Source organism: Myxococcus stipitatus DSM 14675 (assembly GCF_000331735.1).
Lineage (GTDB): Bacteria > Myxococcota > Myxococcia > Myxococcales > Myxococcaceae > Myxococcus > Myxococcus stipitatus.
This window is the reverse complement of record NC_020126.1, coordinates 909,359-923,790: the sequence shown is the minus strand read 5'-3', so window position 1 is coordinate 923,790 and position 14,432 is coordinate 909,359. Positions and strand designations below refer to the sequence as shown.

At 69.4% G+C, this 14,432-nt stretch carries 12 protein-coding genes; 5 read left to right on the top strand and 7 right to left on the bottom strand.

The features are described 5' to 3' along the window. Together MYSTI_RS45210 and MYSTI_RS03700 are read right to left on the bottom strand one after the other, a co-directional pair. The gene (locus MYSTI_RS45210; RefSeq protein ID WP_015346359.1) at positions 1–1,566 is read right to left on the bottom strand and encodes an ABC transporter permease; all 1,566 of its coding nucleotides are present in this window, start codon (positions 1,564–1,566) and stop codon (positions 1–3) included. A gap of 7 nt (positions 1,567–1,573) precedes the next feature. Next, positions 1,574–2,557: an iron ABC transporter substrate-binding protein gene (locus tag MYSTI_RS03700; RefSeq protein WP_015346358.1), complete on the bottom strand. Its 984-nt coding sequence runs from the start codon at positions 2,555–2,557 to the stop codon at positions 1,574–1,576. Between the two features lie 224 nt (positions 2,558–2,781). On the opposite strand from MYSTI_RS03700, the gene MYSTI_RS03695 reads away from it, so the two are divergent. Together MYSTI_RS03695 and MYSTI_RS03690 are read left to right on the top strand one after the other, a co-directional pair. Then, positions 2,782–3,417 (top strand): hypothetical protein, encoded by a 636-nt coding sequence (locus MYSTI_RS03695; protein WP_015346357.1) that lies wholly within the window; start codon positions 2,782–2,784, stop codon positions 3,415–3,417. Between the two features lie 7 nt (positions 3,418–3,424). After that, positions 3,425–4,261 carry a PfkB family carbohydrate kinase gene (locus tag MYSTI_RS03690; protein ID WP_015346356.1) on the top strand — a complete coding sequence of 279 codons (837 nt, stop codon included), beginning with the start codon at positions 3,425–3,427 and terminating at the stop codon, positions 4,259–4,261. Positions 4,262–4,285: 24 nt separating this feature from the next. On the opposite strand, the gene MYSTI_RS03685 is transcribed toward MYSTI_RS03690, so the two are convergent. The 3 genes from MYSTI_RS03685 to MYSTI_RS03675 form a co-directional block, all read right to left on the bottom strand. Then, positions 4,286–4,948 (bottom strand): hypothetical protein, encoded by a 663-nt coding sequence (locus MYSTI_RS03685; RefSeq protein ID WP_144369978.1) that lies wholly within the window; start codon positions 4,946–4,948, stop codon positions 4,286–4,288. Positions 4,949–5,179: 231 nt separating this feature from the next. After that, positions 5,180–7,981, bottom strand: a complete 2,802-nt coding sequence (gene gyrA, locus MYSTI_RS03680; RefSeq protein ID WP_015346354.1) for a DNA gyrase subunit A — start codon at positions 7,979–7,981, stop codon at positions 5,180–5,182. 250 nt (positions 7,982–8,231) lie between these two features. Next, positions 8,232–8,951: a tetratricopeptide repeat protein gene (locus MYSTI_RS03675; RefSeq protein WP_015346353.1), complete on the bottom strand. Its 720-nt coding sequence runs from the start codon at positions 8,949–8,951 to the stop codon at positions 8,232–8,234. Positions 8,952–9,120: 169 nt separating this feature from the next. Here MYSTI_RS03675 and MYSTI_RS03670 point away from each other — a divergent pair, with 169 nt between their 5' ends. Continuing rightward, positions 9,121–10,479 carry a M24 family metallopeptidase gene (locus MYSTI_RS03670; protein ID WP_015346352.1) on the top strand — a complete coding sequence of 453 codons (1,359 nt, stop codon included), beginning with the start codon at positions 9,121–9,123 and terminating at the stop codon, positions 10,477–10,479. 78 nt (positions 10,480–10,557) lie between these two features. After that, the gene (locus MYSTI_RS03665) at positions 10,558–10,926 is read left to right on the top strand and encodes a response regulator (protein ID WP_015346351.1); all 369 of its coding nucleotides are present in this window, start codon (positions 10,558–10,560) and stop codon (positions 10,924–10,926) included. Positions 10,927–10,929: 3 nt separating this feature from the next. Here the strand turns inward: MYSTI_RS03665 and MYSTI_RS03660 are convergent, their stop codons facing one another. Both MYSTI_RS03660 and ung read right to left on the bottom strand, forming a co-directional pair. Continuing rightward, a complete protein-coding gene (locus MYSTI_RS03660) occupies positions 10,930–11,733 on the bottom strand; it encodes an acyl-CoA thioesterase (protein ID WP_015346350.1) in 804 nt (267 codons plus the stop codon). 72 nt (positions 11,734–11,805) lie between these two features. After that, positions 11,806–12,483, bottom strand: a complete 678-nt coding sequence (ung, locus tag MYSTI_RS03655; RefSeq protein ID WP_015346349.1) for a uracil-DNA glycosylase — start codon at positions 12,481–12,483, stop codon at positions 11,806–11,808. 163 nt (positions 12,484–12,646) lie between these two features. Between ung and MYSTI_RS03650 the strand changes: the two genes are divergently transcribed. Further along, the gene (locus tag MYSTI_RS03650) at positions 12,647–14,362 is read left to right on the top strand and encodes a TadA family conjugal transfer-associated ATPase (protein WP_015346348.1); all 1,716 of its coding nucleotides are present in this window, start codon (positions 12,647–12,649) and stop codon (positions 14,360–14,362) included. Positions 14,363–14,432: the final 70 nt, after the last annotated feature.

The window sequence follows — 14,432 nt, the reverse complement described above, 5'->3', positions numbered from 1 at the left end:
TCACCCCCGAGGCGCATCTCCCTCCTGAGACACGAGCAGCCCCACGCCCAAGGTGGAGACCGCCATCAACACGAGCGCGGGCAGCGCGGCCTCGGCGAAGCGGCCCTCGGCGGTGGCGCTCCAGACGCGCGTCGCCAGGGTCTCGAAGCCGATGGGCGCGAGCAACAACGTGGCCGGCAATTCCTTCATCGCCGTGAGGAACACCAGCGCCGCGCCCGCCAGCAGGCCGGGACGCAAGAGCGGCAAGGTGACGCGACGGAACACCGAGGAACGTGTCTGCCCGAGTGACGCCGCGGCCTCGCCCAGGTGCGGGTTGAGCTGGAGCAGCGACGAGCGCACCGTCCCCACCGCCTGCGGCAGGAAGCGCACCACGTAGGCCAACACCAACATGACCAGCGTGCCGTAGAAGAAGGGCACCACCTGCACGCCCAGGAACACCAGCGACAACGCCAGGACGATGGGCGGCAGCGCGTAGCCCGCGTAGGACACTCGCTCCATCGCCAGCGTGAGGCGGCTCGGGTAGCGCACCGCGAGGAAGGCCAGCGGCAGCGCCCCCACCACCGACGTCACCGCGCCCAGCACCGACGCGAGCACCGAGCCCAGCGCCGGCGCCAGCAGCGAGCCCCCCTCCTCCGCCAGCCCGCGCGCCCCCCAGTAGAGGAGCACGCCCACGGGCAACACCACTCCCGCCAGCACCACCGCGCCACAGAGCAGGAGCGCCGGCACACGCCAGCGGCCCAGCACCACGGGCGCGACAGCACGCGCCGCGCCCTTCGAGCTGCGGTGGTAGCCCGCGCGTCCGCGCAGCCACACCTCGAACACCAGCACCACCACCGTCACCGCCACCAGCGCCAGGCCCAGGAGCGCGGCATAGGCGCGGTCATACGCCCCTTCGTACTGGACGTAGATGGCGCGGGAGAACGCGTCGTACTGGAGCAGCGCCACCGCGCCGAAGTCCGACAGCACATACAAGCCCACGAGCAGCGCACCGGAGACGAACGCCGGACGCAGGAGCGGCGCCGTCACCTTCCAGAACGCACGCGCCGGACTCAGGCCCAGGCTGCGCGCCCCCTCCAGCCACGCGGGGTCCTGCGAGAGCAGCCCGGCCCTGAGCGCGAGGAAGAAGTACGGATACGTGGACACCGTCAGCGCCAGCAGCGCGCCGGGAAAGCCATACACCGGCGGCACCGGCAGCCCCCAACGTGTCAGTGCTTCCTCGAGCACGCCGCCCGTGCCGAAGGCCGCCAGCAGCACGTAGCCGCTGACGAAGGTGGGCACCGCGAGCGGCACGCACAACAGCACCGTCCACACGCGCCGACCCGGCAGGTCACTGCGCGTGGTGAGCCACGCCAAGGGCAACGAGACCGCGGCGGCGAGCACCGTCACCGCCGCCGCGAGCCCCAGCGTGCGCCACAACAGTCCCCACGTGCGGTCGCGCAGCAGCAAGCCCCAGGTGCTCGCGTCGGCCTCCGCCGCGCGAACCACCAGGTACACCGCCGGCAGCACCGCGAGCGCGGCCACCACCCACCCCGACACCCACAACCCCACGGGAGGACGTCGCGTCACTTCAACCTCAGAGGACGCCCGTGTCCTGGAGCAGCTTCACGGTGCCGCGCAGGTCATCGAGCTTCGACAGGTCCAGGTCCGGCGAGCCCACCTTCGACAGCGCGGGCAGCGACGCGGCCGTCTTCACGCCCGCCACCAGCGGGTACTCGTACGTCTCCTTCGCGAAGTACTCCTGCGCCTGCGGCTCCAGCAGGAACGCGGCGAACTTGTGCGCCGCCTCCGCCTTCTTCGTGCCCTGGAGGATAGCGACCCCCGCGACGTTCACGAGCGCGCCCGGGTCCCCGGCCGCGACGAAGTAGTTGTCCACGGGGAGCGCCGCGTTGCTCTTCTTCGCGGCGTACAGGTAGTAGTGGTTGACGAAGCCCGCGTCGATCTCACCGCGGCCCAGCGCCTCGATGATGGCCGCGTTGTTCTTGTAGACACGCACGCCGTTGGCCTGGATGCCCTTGAGCCAGTTCGACGCGGCCTCCTCGCCCTTGAGCAGGCGCAGCGCGGTGACGAACGCCTGGAACGACGCGTTGGTGGGCGCCCAGCCCAGCCGGCCCTTCCACTTCGCATCGGTGAACTCGAGGATGCTCTTGGGCAGGTCCGCGGCCTTCACCTTCTTCGTGTTGTACGCCACCACGCGCGCCCGGCCGCTGGTGCCCACCCACATGCCCGTCGGCGAGCGGAAGCGCGCGTCCACCTTGTCCAGCGACTCCTTCGGCAGCGCCTGGAGGCGGCCCGCGTTCGACAGGGCGCCCAGCGCTCCCGCGTCCTGCGCGAAGAAGACATCGGCGGGCGTCTTGTCGCCCTCTTCCAGCAGCGTGGCGGCCAGCTGCGGCGTCTCGCCGTAGCGCACCTTCACCTCGATGCCGGTCTTCTCGGTGAACTTCTTGAGCAGCGGGCCCACCAGCTTCTCGTTGCGGCCGGAGTAGACGGTGAGCGTCTCCGCCGCCGTCGCAGTGGTGGACAGGGTCAACAACAGGGTCAGCAGGAGTTGGCGAATCATGGCGGGCACCCTAACGGACAGGCCCCTGGGGTTCCACCCGTAGACATTTCTCGTGAGCCCATCGCGCCCTGGGGTGCCCAGTCCTCATGTCCCGGCGAGAGCGTCGAAGCCAGGACATCGAGCCTCGCTCCGACTCCCGCGCCAGCAAGCCCCGTCGGACAGTCCCGAGGAGGCCGGGTTAACCTGTCGCCCGGTGCTTCCTCGACGTCCTGGAGGGCCAGCTCATGCCCAGACTCCTCACCGCCGTCCGCGTCACCGCCCTGCTCGTCACCTCCTCCGCGTTCGCCCAGACCGCGGCTCCCCCCGCGCCGACCGCCAAGAGTGCGCCCACCCCACCCGCGCCTCCCTCGCCCATGAAGCTCGCGGCCGAGAGGACCCAGGCCGCGCTCAAGCAGGTGCCGCCCGGGCGCCCCACGGACGTGAAGTCCGTCGAGGACGTGGTGACCGCGCTCTACGACGTCATCAGCGGCCCCGCGGGCAAGGCTCGCGACTGGCAGCGCTTCCGCTCGCTCTTCTATCCCGGCGCGCAGATGGCCTCCGTGCAGCGCCCCAGGCCCGATGGTCGCCCGGGCGTCGCGCCCGTCACGCCAGAGGACTACGTGACGTGGGGCGAGGAGTACTTCAAGGCGCACGGCTTCTTCGAGCGGGAGACGCACCGGCAGGTCTCCGGTTACGGCGACCTGGTCAACGTGCTGAGCGCCTACGAGATTCGCACCTCGCCCGAGGCCGCTCCGCTCCTGCGAGGCGTCAACAACATCCAGCTCTCGTTCGACGGCCAGCGCTGGTGGGTGCTGCACATCTCGTGGACGGATGAGAAGGCGGCGGGAGCACCGGTGCCCACCGCGTTCACCCGGAAGTAGGTCCGCCGTGCCAGCCCGGTCCTCGTGCGATGCGCTGGTGGTGGGCAACTACTGCCATGACGAGCTGTCCCGCGCGTCGGGCGGCGTGGTGCACACGCTCGGGGGCTCGGCGGCGTACATCTCCTCCGTGTTCGATGCCACGGGGGTGGACCACGCCGTCGTGTCCGTCGCGGGCGAGGACTTCGCCTACGCGGACCGCGTCCGGTATCCCCCGCTCATCATCCCGGGGACCCGCACCACGCGGTTCATCGCGGAGTTCACCTCCGTGGAGCGCGTGCTGCGCGTCGGTGCTCGCTCCGCGACCATCCGCCCCGAGGACATCATCTTCGATGCCCGCGTGGCGCTCGCGTGCGGGGTGATGGCGGAGGTGCTGCCGGAGACGCTCATCCGGATGTCGCAGCACGCGGGACAGGTGCTGGCGGATGCGCAGTGTCTGCTGCGGACGGTGGATGCACACGGTCTCGTGAAGAACCAGTTGTTGGCGGACACGCCCTTCGCGCCGCTCCTGCGTCACCTGTCCGTGCTCAAGGCGAGCGAGGACGAAGCCGAGTCCTTCGACGTCTCCGCCGTCCGCGCGAAGACGTGTCTGGTCATCACGCGAGGCCGCGCGGGCTGCACCGTGCTCACCGCGCGGGAGACGTTTCAAGTGCCCGCCTGGCCCGTGGAGGAAGTGGACCCCACGGGCGCGGGAGACTGCTTCCTCGCGGGCTTCACGCTGGGCCTGCTGCGCGCATGGCCGCTGCGGCGCTGCGCGGAGCTGGCGAACTGGTTCGGTGCGCAGGCGGTGACCCAGGTCGGGGTGCCGACGCTCGACCTGTCGAAGCTCCCCGTCTCGCTGCGCTGACGTCGCGCACGGTCCGCGCGGAGCCTAGAAAACGCCGCCGAGTCCCAACGTCATTCCGCCTTGGGTCACCGACACCAACGGCTGCACGTGGGTGTCCGCCGGGTCCGGAGGCTTGCTGTTGATGGAATGAGACACCTCATACCCCACGAGGGAGCCCAGGAAGGAACCCGCGAAGGCGGCCACGGGGATGAGGGCCTCATCGCCCTTCTTCACCAGGAACAGCGCTGTCACGGCGCCAGTCCCCGCGCCAATCCCCGAGCCGAGGAGCGTTCCACCCCACGTCCCCTTTCCCCCCAGCAGACGCGCACCCCACATGATGCCGATGGGCGCCCCCACCGTGGCGCCCGTGAAGAAGCCCGCAAGCCCCTCATCGAGGCAAGAGATCATCCCCGAGTAGTCCGAACACGCCACGCCCCCGATATAGGCCCCAGGGGCCCCCACGCCGAGAGAGGTCACCGACATGGCGCCGAGCTCCACGAGGATGCGAGCGCTCGTGTGAAGCACCGTGAGCACCGCTGACTCGGAGGAGGGCTCCACTTCCTGGGACGAGGCGCTTCGCGGCTCGACCGGGAGTGCCCCCTCGGGAACGGGGACGTCGCTGTTCGCGAGCGCGAAGCCCGGGGTGAAGGACCACAACGAGAACAACAACGGCAACATCCGTGAGACCCCGGCCCTGATTGCTTTCATGTGCGCGCGCCACTGCAAACCAGGCGCCCGTTCCTCTGGCTCGAGACGTTTCCAGCGGATGCGTCGCGCAAGCACGGGACGTGTGTGCATGCCTGTGCAGCGCCCTGCACAATCTCGCTCGAGGTGCGAAGCCGGTTGTGCGGCGGACCGCCCGGAGCCCCCTGGACACGAAGAAGCCCCTCTCCCCGAGACAGGGAAGAGGGGCTGGAACTTCATCCACTCAGGACGACGTCAGGCCTGCGGCTCCTCGGAGCCACCGCCCTCGGCCAGAGCCTCGGTGGACTCAGGCGCGTCGGCCGGGGCTTCGGTGGACTCGGCGGAGCCTTCGGTGGACTCCGCGGCGGCCACGTCCGTGGCACCGACCTCGGCGGCGGACCCCTCCCCTTCCGTCGGCTCCTCCTCGGACTCCTCACCCTCGGGCAGCTTGGAGAGGGCCATGACCTTCTCCTGGTCATTCTCCAGCGCGATGAGCCGCACGCCCTGCGTGTTGCGACCGATGACGGAGATCTCCTTCACCTTCATGCGGATGAGCATGCCGCCGTTGGTGACGAGCATCACCTCGTCCGACTCCTTCACCTCCACCACGCCCACCACCTTGCCGTTCCGCTCGGTGGTCTTGATGTCGATGATGCCCTTGCCGCCACGGCCCTGCTGCCGGTACTCGGTCTCTTCGGTCCGCTTGCCGTAGCCGTTCTCCGTCACCGTGAGGATGGCGGAGCCCTGCTCCACCAGGTCGGCGCCCACCACCTCGTCGCCGTCCTCCAGCGTGATTCCCTTCACGCCGAAGGCCTGACGGCCCATGGACCGGACCTCCGACTCCAGGAAGCGGATGCTCATGCCCGACGCGGTCGACAGCAGGATGTCCTTCGTGCCGTCGGTGATCATCACCGCCACCAGCTCGTCACCCTCGTCGATGCCCAACGCGATGATGCCGCTGGAGCGAACGTTCTCGAACGCGCTCAGGTCCGTGCGCTTCACCACACCCTTCTTCGTCACGAAGAAGACGTAGCGGTTCTCGGGGAAGTCCCTGGTCACGAGAATCTGCGCCAGCCGCTCGCCCTCGCCGAACTGCACCAGGTTCACCATGGCCTTGCCGCGCGACGTGCGGCTGGCCTGCGGAATCTGATGCACCTTGAGCGAGTACAGCTTGCCCTTGGTCGTAATCGGCATCAGGTACGCGTGGGTGCTGGCCACGAACAGCTTGCTGACGAAGTCATCTTCCTTCGTCGCCGCGCCCGTCTTGCCGCGCCCACCGCGCTTCTGCGCCCGGTACTCCGACAGCGGCGAGCGCTTCACGTAGCCGGTGTGCGACAGCGTGACCACCATCGTCTCCTCGGCGATGAGGTCCTCGCTGGTGATGTCGTCCACCGCGCCGATGATCTGCGTCCGGCGCTCGTCGCCGTAGCGCTGGCGGATCTCCATCAGCTCCGTCTTGATGACGTTGAGCAGGCTGCTCTCGTTGCCGAGGATGTCCTGGAGGCGAATCACGTCGCGCACCAGGCCGATGAGCTCGCGGAACAGCTCCTCGCGCTGGAGGCCGGTGAGGCGCTGCAGCCGCATCTCGAGGATGTTCTGCGCCTGCTCCTGGCTGAAGCCGGAGCCCTCGTACTTGTGCGCCAGGCCCTGGTACGCCGGCTCCTCGTTGCGCGCGCGCGAGACGAGCAGCTCCATCTGCGCCTTCGCCTTCGCGTAGTCGATGCGCTGGAGGTTGGCGAAGCGCTCGTGCTCGTACAGCGTGGGCGACAGGATGTTCATCAGGCCCCAGCGCGCTTCGTCCGGGTCCTTCGACGCGCGGATGAGGCTGACGACCAGGTCGATGAGGTCCTGCGCGACGAGCAGGCCCTCGACGATGTGCATGCGCGCCAGCGCCTTGCGCAGCTCGAAGCGGCTGCGGCGCGTCACCACGTCGCGGCGGTGGGCGACGAAGCGGTCCAGCAGCTCCTTCAGGTTCAGCGTGCGCGGCTGCCCGCCGTCGATGGCCAGCATCACCGCGCCGAACGTCGTCTCCAGCGCCGTGGACTGGTACAGGTTGTTGAGCACCACCTGCGAGATCGCGTCGCGCTTGAGCTCGATGACGATGCGCATGCCCTGACGGTCGCTCTCGTCACGGATGTCGCTGATGCCCTCCAGCTTCTTCTCGCGAACCAGCTCGGCGATCTTCTCGATGAGCCGGGCCTTGTTCACCTGGTACGGAATCTCCGTGAAGATGATGGACTCGCGGTCCCCCTTCTTCGACGTCTCGATTTCCGAGCGCGCCCGCACGGTGATCTGCCCGCGGCCCGTCTCGTACGCGCGAAGGATGCCCTCGCGGCCGGTGATGAACGCGCCGGTGGGGAAGTCCGGGCCGGTGATGAACTCCATCAAGTCCCGGACGGTGCACGTCGGGTGGTCGATGAGGTGCAGCGTCCCGTTGATGACCTCCGTCATGTTGTGCGGCGGGATGTTGGTGGTCATGCCCACCGCGATGCCGCTGCTGCCGTTGACGAGGAGGTTGGGGAAGCGCGCCGGCAACACGAGCGGCTCCTCGAGGGAGTCGTCGTAGTTGGGGCCGAAGTCGACGGTCTCCTTGTCGATGTCCGACAGGAGCTCCTCCGCCAGCCGGTCCATGCGCGCTTCCGTGTAGCGCATGGCGGCGGGCATATCGCCGTCGACCGAGCCGAAGTTGCCCTGGCCATCCACCAGGAGGTAGCGAAGGCTCCACGGCTGCGCCAGGCGCACCATGGCGTCGTACACCGACGAGTCACCGTGCGGGTGATACTTGCCGATGACGTCACCGACCACGCGCGCGCTCTTCTTGTAGGGGCGGTTGTGGTAGTTCGCCAGGTCGTTCATCGCGAACAGCACGCGGCGATGCACGGGCTTGAGGCCGTCGCGGACATCAGGCAGCGCGCGACCGATGATGACGGACATCGAGTAGTCGAGATACGAGCGCCGCATCTCGTCTTCGATGTTCACGGGAATGAGCTCTCCGGCGCCGTCAGGAGGCGGGGGCGCGGAGGGCGATGCCGGCTTGTCGGTGGTGTCGTCAGCCATGAGCTCTGAAGGTGTCGTGGAGGGGCCCCGCGAAGGACCGCCATCCAGTGAGGGAGCGTTCGTAACCCCCGGATTTCCCTACGTCAACAAGGGAAACGCCCGGGGGAAGGCCCCAAGGTCGAAGTGACTCAAAAACAATTCGGTGGGGCGCGAAGAAGCGCCCCATACTGAACGCTCGAACACCCTGTTTTCAGCCCGTTTCCGGGCCCGAAAAACCGTGCTCCGGCGAGCCCGGACGGAGGGCTGATTCTCAGGTGGGTCGCAGGGGGGCGGCCAGGCGCTCGGCCTCGGCGCCGATGGGGCCGTTGGCGTCCTTGGCCCGGGCCTTCTCGAAGGCCGCGAGCGCCCCCGCGCGGTCGCCCTTGAGCTTGAGCGCCACGCCCACGTTGATGTGCGCGGAGGCCAGGTCGCGGTCCATGGAGACAGCCTCGCGGAACAGCTCCAGGGCCTGGTCCACGTCGCCCGACAGCAGGGCCTCCTTGCCGGCCTGGACGCGCTTCTCCGCGTCGTTCACCAGCTCCACCTGGAAGACGCTGCCGCCCACCACGTTGGCGATGAGCACGCGCAGGATGCCGCCCCAGTAGAACGTGAGGCCCTCCGCCGCCACCACCGCCGCGAGCGGGAGGTCGGGCAGCAGTTGCTTGCCCCGGAACTTGAAGCGCACGCGGGTGTAGCGGCCCTTGTTGGCCCAGTGCACCACCTCCCCCTGGAGCTTGCGCAGCCCTTCTTCCATGCGCTTGGGGTCGATTTCGAACGGGAGCACCCGGCCCGTGCCCTCCTCCCCCGCGGGGAGCGCCTTGGGCGCCGTGTCCAGGGGCTCGTCGTCGAAGACGGGCTCGGCCTCCAGGACGGGAATCGGCGGCTCGGCGCGGGTGGGCTTCGCCGGGCTCTTCCTGGGAGCGGCGGAGCGGGCGGCGGTCTTCTTCACCTTCACCTTCGTGGCGGGCTTCCGGGGGCTGCTCTTGGCCATGGTCATCACCTTAAACGAGCCACGGGGCCGACGCTTGCGTCCGCCGGGCTGTCGGGACTGGCCGGGGGCTTCTTCACGAGGGCTCGACAGGACTTCACACGGGGGCGGTCCTCGACGGCCGGGGGCTCGGGGATGATGGGGTTCCCCCCCTCGAAAGGACCTCCGACGCATGAGACGCGCCCGGCCCGCCCTCCTCGCCACCCTGCTCCTCGCCGCCCCCCTGGTGAGCGCGGACCCCGTCGTCACCGGCAACCCCTGGCCCCGCATCCGCAAGGAGCGCATCCAGAAGCTGCTGCCCCAGGCCATGGCTCGCGCCCATGTGGATGCCTGGGTGGTGTTCTGCCGGGAGAACGACAACGACCCGCTGGCGCAGCACGTCGGCGGTGAGAACGCGGGCGGCACCGCGGCCTTCCTGTTCCTGCGTCAGAAGGACGGCGCGCTGCGCTCCCTCGCGCTGTCCCCGGTGAGCGAGGCCACCGCACTGCGCGAAGTCGCTCCCCTGGATGAAGTCGTCGCGCTGGAGCGAGGCCAGGACCTCTACGCGCAGGTGGCGTCCAGGCTCGCCGCCGCGAAGCCCGCGCGCATCGCCATCAACGCGTCATCGGCCGTGACCGTGGCGGACGGGCTGTCCTCCTCGCAGCGCACCGCGCTGGAGAAGGCGCTGCCGCCGTCGCTGCGCAAGAAGCTGGTGTCGTCCGAGGACGTCGTCTCCGAGTGGCTGTCCGTGAAGCTGCCCGAGGAGGTGGACATCCTGCGCGAGGCCGCCGCCATCACCGCGCGGCTGGAGGTCGAGGCGTATGCCACGGTGGTGCCGGGCAAGACGCGGGACTCGGACGTGGCGAGGTTCCTCAAGAAGCGCATGGCGGAGCTGGGCGTGGGGGATGCGTGGGCGCCGGACCAGAACCCCGCCGTCAACAGCGGCCCGCTCCGGGGACACACGCACGCCACCGAGCGCGTGATTCAGCCGGGAGACTTCATCCAGACGGACTTCGGCATCCGCGTGGGCGGCATGTGGGTCACCGACATCCAGCGCTTCGCCTACGTGCTGGCCCCAGGTCAGACGCAGCCGCCCCCCGAGGCCCTGGAGCGCTGGGAGAAGGGCAAGAAAGGCAACCGCGTCGCGCTGGCCGCGCTCGAGCCCGGCGTCAGCGGGTGGGACGTGGACAAGGCCCAGCGCGTCTGGATGCAGGAGGCGGGCTCCGAGCCCATGTCCATGTTCGGCACCGGCCACCCCGTGGGCTACTGGGCCCACGACGTGGGGCCCGCGCTCTCCGGCGGCATGAAGGAGAAGCCCGCGCAGGGGCAGTCCGCGCGCATCGTGCGGCCCGGACAGGTGTTCGCGTTCGATGGCTTCTTCGCGTGGAAGGACGGTGGGCCGGACTCGCTGCGCGTCATCTCCGTGGAGGAGATGGCCGTCGTCACGGAGACGGGCGCCGAGTACCTGATTCCTCCTCAGGAAGACCTCGTCTTGATTCCGTCACCGAGCACCCAGGGGCCCGCACGACCCGTGGCCCCCGCGCCGCGCTGATGTGACAGATGTTTCACGCTCTACTCTCCCGGTGGGCCGGACTCGTAGAATGCGTCCAGCCAACCGGGAGCGCTCGCGATGCAGACGGTGCTGGTGATTGACGACGACGTGTTCGTGCTCTCGATGGTGACGGACATCCTGCACAGCGCGGGCTACGCGGTGGTGAAGGTGCAGTCGCCGGATGACGCCTTCAAGCTCGACCTGGCGCAAATCTCCGCCATCCTCTGCGACTACAACATGCCGCAGATGAACGGCGCCGACGTGCTCATCGCCATGCGCGAGCTGAAGGAGTGCAACGCGCCCTTCATCTTCCTCACGGGGCATGAGCAGTTGGATGACCTGCTCTCCGTCGCCATCCGCTACGGCGCGGAGCTCCTGCCCAAGCCCATCCATCCGGTGGAGCTGATTCGGTTGCTGGTGAAGCAGCTCGCCACCGCGGCGGCGTGAGCGTCAGCCCATCACCGCGAAGAGCTGCCGGCACTGCGCCAGCAACACGCCGTCCTCCGTCCAGAGCTGCTGGTAATCCTCCGCGTACCCCTGCCCCGCCTGACGCGAGCGGCCCGTGCGAAGGAACTGTGCATCCGGCGCGAGGCCCGCCTGAGGAAACGCGTGGAAGAAGTGGAGCGTGAAGTCCACGGTGGCGGCCGGGCGGAAGCCATCCACCCGCGACAGCACCGAGGGCGGATACGCATCCATCATCCCCACGCACAGCGGCGCGTCCATCACCGTGGCGTCGCGAGGGCGCAGCCAGCCGCCCGTCTCCGCGAGGTCCGCGCCCGAGTACGGCGCCGAGCCCAGGCAGTAGCGGTACTCGAAGAAGCGACAGAAGTCCGGCATGGGCACGTCGTCCGGAATCATGGGCACCTCGTGCGGACGCGGCACGGGCGGAGGCGTCATCTCCTGGTACTCGATGGCGCCTCCTCGCGCGGCGCCGAACGTCGCGCTTCCGAGCGCCACCACGCCTGACTCGTTCTCCACGCGCACCGTGGCGTGGGTCACCAGCTTCCCCGCCCGCTCGATGCGCGTCACCACGTGCGCGTCCCCCTCCACCGCGGGGGAGCAGAAGTGCATCGTGAAGGAGCGCACCGGCCGCGACGCATCCCCCAGCGTGTGCTCCAGCGCGCGCAGGGCGGTGCCCGCGACGACGCCCCCGTAGGCCCCGCGCCCCTGATACCAGGGGGCGGTGAAGCGGATGCGGTAGCGATGGGGTTCGAGCGGTTCGGGCGTGGTGGCGGCGAGGAAGGCGGCGGTCATGTCGCGCCGCACCGTATCAAGCCGCCCCGTGAGCGGGGGGCGGTCCGAAGCGGCCAGCCCGGCGACCGCGTGTCACCGCGACAGGCGCCAGTCCACCGGCGCGCGGCCCTTCGACTCCAGGGCCTGGTTCACCGTGCTGAACGGCCGGCTGCCGAAGAAGCCGCTCTTGGCGGACAACGGCGACGGGTGCGTGCCCTCGATGACGACGTGGCGCTTCGCATCGATGAGCTTCTTCTTCTTCTGCGCGTACTTGCCCCACAGGAGGAACACCACGGGGTCCTCCTTGGCGCTCACCGCGCGGATGACCGCGTCCGTGAAGTCCTCCCAGCCGTGCCCCGCGTGGCTGTTGGGCTCCGCCTGACGCACCGTCAGCACCGCGTTGAGCAGCAGCACGCCCTGCTCCGCCCACGCAATCAGCGAGCCCGTCTTGGGACGGGGCTCCTTCACGTCCGTCTCCAGTTCCTTGAAGATGTTCACCAGCGAGGGCGGCGGCGTCACCCCGGGCTGCACCGAGAACGCCAGGCCATGGGCCTGTCCGGGCCCGTGGTACGGGTCCTGTCCCAAGAGGAGCACCTTCACGTCGGCATAGGGCGTGAGGCGGAAGGCGGAGAACAGGTCCTGCTCCGAGGGGAAGACGGTGGCGGACTTGCGCTCGGCCTCCACGAAGCGCTCCAGCTCCTGGAACGACGGCGAGTCCAGCGCGGCGCCCAGCGCCTGTCTCCAATCCTTCGGCAACCCGTCCTGCAACATGGCGTCCCTCCCCGGCCTGAAAACCGGGCGCATTGAAACACTCCCCGCGCGTGTGGCCCACCTCTTTCACCTGTCTGCCCAGGGGGCAGCGGCCCTCGGGAAGCACTCAGGTGGGACGGGTTCTTGGGGAGAAGGCACCGGCCGCGCTAGCCTGTGCGGCGCCATGACGATGTACACCGAGTCACTCCGCGCCTTCCTCAAGCCCGTCCTGCCCTATCTGGACGACGAGTCGGTGTCGGAGATCATGATCAACGGTCCCACGGACGTGTGGATCGAGCGCAAGGGCCGTCTGACGAAGACGGACGCGGCCTTCACCGAGGAAGGGCTCATCGGCGCCGCGCGCAACATGGCCCAGTTCGTCGGCCGCATGCTCACCGACGAGCGCCCGCGCCTGGACGCCCGGCTTCCGGATGGCAGTCGTATCCACGTGGTGATTCCGCCCATCGCCCGGCGCGGCACCACCATCTCCATCCGCAAATTCTTCAGGGAGAAGCTGACCGTCCAGTCCCTGCTGAAGTTCGGCTCGCTGACGCCGCAGATGGCCCGGCTCATCGAGGCGGGCATCGCCACCAAGCTCAACATGCTGGTGGCCGGCGGCACGGGCTCCGGCAAGACGACGCTGCTCAACATCGTCTCGTCGCTCATCCCCGACGAGGAGCGCATCCTCACCATCGAGGACTCCGCGGAGCTCCAGCTCAACCAGACGCACATCGTCGCCTTCGAGAGCCGTCCGCCCGACAAGTTCGGCAAGGGCGGCGTGGACATGGGAGACCTGCTGCACTCCGCGCTGCGTCTGCGTCCGGACCGAATCGTGGTCGGCGAGGTGCGCGGCGGCGAGGCCTTCCACCTCATGCAGGCCATGAACACGGGCCACGGCGGCTCGCTGGCCACGACCCACGCCAACACGCCCACGGACACGCTGCGCCGCATCGAGTCCTTGTGCCTCATGTCCGGCATCGAGCTGCCCATGGTCGCCATCCGCGCCCAGGTGGCCAGCGCCATCAACTTCATCATCTGCTGCGAGCGCCTCCACGACGGCAGCCGCAAGACGATTGCCCTCTCGGAGGTGCTGCCCCTCAACGAGAAGGGCGACTACCGCACCCAGGACATCTTCGTCTTCACGCCCGTCACCAAGGACGAGGACGGCCACATCCTCGGCTACCACGCGCCCACGGGCATCGTTCCCAACTTCGTCTCCAAGGCGAAGGCGTACGGCTTCACCGACCTGGACGACTCGTTCTTCGACCCGGCCACCTACGGCCTGCCGCCGCCGCCCACGTTCCACGCCGGTGAGTCGTACACCGTGCGCTGGGCCCCCTCGCTCAAGCACCGCGAGGAAGGACGCCCCGACCCCGAGCACTTCAAGCAGGAGTGGGCCCAGTTCGAGCAGAAGCTGAAGCAGGACGCCCGCGACGCCAAGGTCGCCAAGGCCGCCCCGGTGCAGGTGCCCGCGAGCCTCCCCTCGTCCAAGCCCACCGCGACGCCGGCCGCACGGCCCGCCGCGACGGCGACGCCCCCCGCCGGCCACGCCGCGGCGCGTCCCGCCATCACCCAGCGGCCGCCGCCTCCTCCCGAGTCACGCGATGACGACATGACGCCGCCGCCCACGCGCAGCCCCTTCGCGGGGGGCGCCGACGGCATGCCGTCCGAGGCCAAGGTGGAGGTGGACGAGGAGTTGCTCACCGACGCGGGCCGTCCTCCCCCGCCTCGGCGCCCGGGGCCTCCTCCGGCGCGTCCAGCACCCGCCGCCGCGCGTCCCACCGCCGCGCCTCCCCGGAGGCCGCCCCCCGCGCCCGCCGATGAGGATGAGGACGGGGACACCGGGAGCCCGGAGAAGACCCAAATCCGCCCCGCCCCGTCGGAGCGCCCTCGCCGCTGAGCCGGCCCGGTGTTCGCCGGGCGTGACACCGTGAGCCTACCCAACGAGTGGGGTCAGCTCCCACCGCACG